The organism is Moorena bouillonii PNG (assembly GCF_001942495.1).
Taxonomy (GTDB): Bacteria; Cyanobacteriota; Cyanobacteriia; order Cyanobacteriales; family Coleofasciculaceae; genus Moorena; species Moorena bouillonii.
This window is the reverse complement of record NZ_MKZS01000001.1, coordinates 5,575,062-5,577,530: the sequence shown is the minus strand read 5'-3', so window position 1 is coordinate 5,577,530 and position 2,469 is coordinate 5,575,062. Positions and strand designations below refer to the sequence as shown.

Annotated in this window: 3 protein-coding genes; 1 reads left to right on the top strand and 2 read right to left on the bottom strand. The window is 43.7% G+C overall.

Annotation, left to right across the window (positions count from 1 at the left end):
* Positions 1 to 50: 50 nt before the first annotated feature.
* Complete coding sequence (locus tag BJP37_RS22670) at positions 51 to 371, bottom strand: hypothetical protein (RefSeq protein WP_075902166.1); 321 nt, start codon at positions 369 to 371, stop codon at positions 51 to 53.
* A gap of 129 nt (positions 372 to 500) precedes the next feature.
* Here BJP37_RS22670 and BJP37_RS43815 point away from each other — a divergent pair, with 129 nt between their 5' ends.
* Entirely contained in the window at positions 501 to 623 is a 123-nt protein-coding gene (locus tag BJP37_RS43815; protein WP_269087048.1) for a hypothetical protein, read from the top strand.
* A gap of 4 nt (positions 624 to 627) precedes the next feature.
* On the opposite strand, the gene fumC is transcribed toward BJP37_RS43815, so the two are convergent.
* A complete protein-coding gene (gene fumC, locus BJP37_RS22665; RefSeq protein WP_075902164.1) occupies positions 628 to 2,022 on the bottom strand; it encodes a class II fumarate hydratase in 1,395 nt (464 codons plus the stop codon).
* Positions 2,023 to 2,469: the final 447 nt, after the last annotated feature.

Genomic DNA, 2,469 nt, shown 5'->3' with positions numbered 1-2,469 from the left:
CCGATTCCCGATTCCCGATTCCCGATTCCCGATTCCCGATTCCCGATTCCCTATTCCCTAAAATAAACTAATCTACTATAATGGTTTATTGCCCAAAAATTAATACTTAAGCAGACAGCTGCTAAAGTAAACAGAATGTAGGTCGGAGCCATCACTACTCCAATCATCAACCAACTATAAACATGGAATAGCATGGCCAAAGCTGGGATGCACGCAACTAAAGCAGCTTTCCGCACCTGAACTTGGGGATAACCAATCACAGTAAAGATGATAGTTTGTAAGGTCAGGAGCAAGTTAGCAGGAACTAAAATGGCACAGATGGCTACACAATGGTTACGGGAGAAATCACATAGGATATTAAAATCAAACATTTTAAAATTGCTAACATTATCCTTTTCAGTTTATAGTTAAAGGTTTAACAGACATTGGGAATTGCTTAAGATAGTTTGACCCGGTGGTGCGTTACGGGACGGACTGTCCTAACACTGGCTACCGAGAACATGAGGGCGAGCCCGTCCCTAACGCACCCTACTGTCTCCCATACCTCCCATACCTCCCACACTTCCCACACTTCTCCCGACTCCCGACTCCCGACTCCCTACTCCCTACTCCCGACTCCCTAAGAAGCTAATCAAAAGGATAGGCCATCTTATAAGGATCAACAATTTGGTCAAACTCAATAGCAGAAACATAGCCTAATTCTAGACAAGCTGCTTTCAGGGTAAGGTTCTTCTCAGAAGCATGGTGCGCCACTTCTGCAGCTTTGTCGTAACCGATGATTGGACTCAAAGCAGTGACTAGCATCAGGGACTGTTCCAGGAAATACTGGATTTTCTCTCGATTCGGTTCCAGTCCCTTGAGCAGGAAGTCAGTGAAATTATTGCAGCTGTCAGCAAGTAGATGGACAGATTGGAGCAAGTTGAACACAATCATGGGCTTAAAGGTATTCAACTCAAAGTGCCCCTGAGCACCAGCAAATGCGATCGCACTATCGTAGCCCATCACCTGAGTAGCTGCCATAGTCATCGCTTCGCACTGGGTCGGATTAACTTTTCCTGGCATAATCGAAGACCCTGGCTCATTGGATGGCAGCTTCAGTTCCCCAAATCCGCAGCGTGGTCCACACCCTAGGAAACGGATATCATTAGCAATTTTCAATAACGAGCACGCTAGGGTTTTCAGGGCACCGCTAGCCATAACCATGTCATCATGAGCTGCTAGAGCCGCAAACTTGTTAGGAGCAGACACAAAGGGCAAGCCAGTCAACTTAGCAATATGCTCAGCAGCCTTTTCTGCAAACCCCTTGCCAGCATTTAACCCAGTCCCGACCGCCGTTCCACCAATCGCCAACTCGTATAAGCCAGGAAGCACAGAGTCTATCCGTGCTAAATTAGCATCTAGCTGGGCAACGTAACCGGAAAACTCTTGACCCAAGGTTAACGGTACAGCATCTTGAAGGTGAGTGCGCCCAATTTTAGCGATATTATCCCATGCTTTCGCCTTCTCTTCTAGAGCATCCCGCATTTTCTTGACCTTGGGCATCAGTCGCTCATGAAAGGCTACCGCTGACGCGATGTGCATAGCTGTGGGAAAGGTATCATTAGAAGATTGGGACATATTGACGTGGTCATTGGGATGAATTGGGTTTTTGCTACCCATCACCCCCCCAGCTAGTTCAATCCCACGATTAGCAATCACCTCGTTCACGTTCATGTTGCACTGGGTACCACTACCAGTCATCCAAACACGGAGAGGGAAGTTACCGTCTAGCTGGCCTTCGATGACCTCAGTTGCTGCTTCAATGATTAACTTAGCTTTATCCTCTGGTAGTTTACCCAGTTCAGAGTTAGTCAGAGCAGCCGCTTTTTTCAGAATAGCCATCGCTGTTATGACTTCCGGGGGGATAAAGTCTTGTCCAATCGAGAAATATTTTAGCGATCGCTGAGTTTGAGCGCCCCAATACCGATCAGCAGGAACTTCGATTTCCCCCATACTATCGGTTTCTCTTCGCATCTTAGTCATCGGTGATATCAACTCCCCTTGCTTCCTTCGTTTATGGTATAGCACAGGGAGTAGGGAGTAGGGAGTAGGGAGTAGGGAGTAGGGAGTAGGTATGCATGGCTTTTATCGTAGTTCATGCTATGTTTAAAATAGCGATAGATATCAGCAATTTTGGTAACCGTTTATGGCTATATTAAAACTTAATTATGATTTCCAAATAAATCCTGAACCCTAATCTTAATTTATCATAAACCCCAAAAATAATCGGCTCTAGTTTATTCAGTAACCTGTTATATTTGTCTAGATTACCTCTTATGATTAGGTTAAACTCAATAAATTTTTTTATATGAAGTGTAAGATAATTCTTAATTCTTAATTCTTAATTCTTAATTCTTAATTCTTAATTCTTAATTCTTAATTCTTAATTCTTAATTCTTAATTCTTAATTCTTAATTCTTAATTCTTAAT

What these genes read in the sequence shown, in the direction of transcription:
- BJP37_RS22670 (WP_075902166.1), bottom strand. Translation starts at nt 371, where the DNA reads ATGTTTGATTTTAATATCCTATGTGATTTCTCCCGTAACCATTGTGTA.
- BJP37_RS43815 (WP_269087048.1), top strand. Translation starts at nt 501, where the DNA reads ATGAGGGCGAGCCCGTCCCTAACGCACCCTACTGTCTCCCATACCTCC.
- fumC (WP_075902164.1), bottom strand. Translation starts at nt 2,022, where the DNA reads ATGACTAAGATGCGAAGAGAAACCGATAGTATGGGGGAAATCGAAGTT.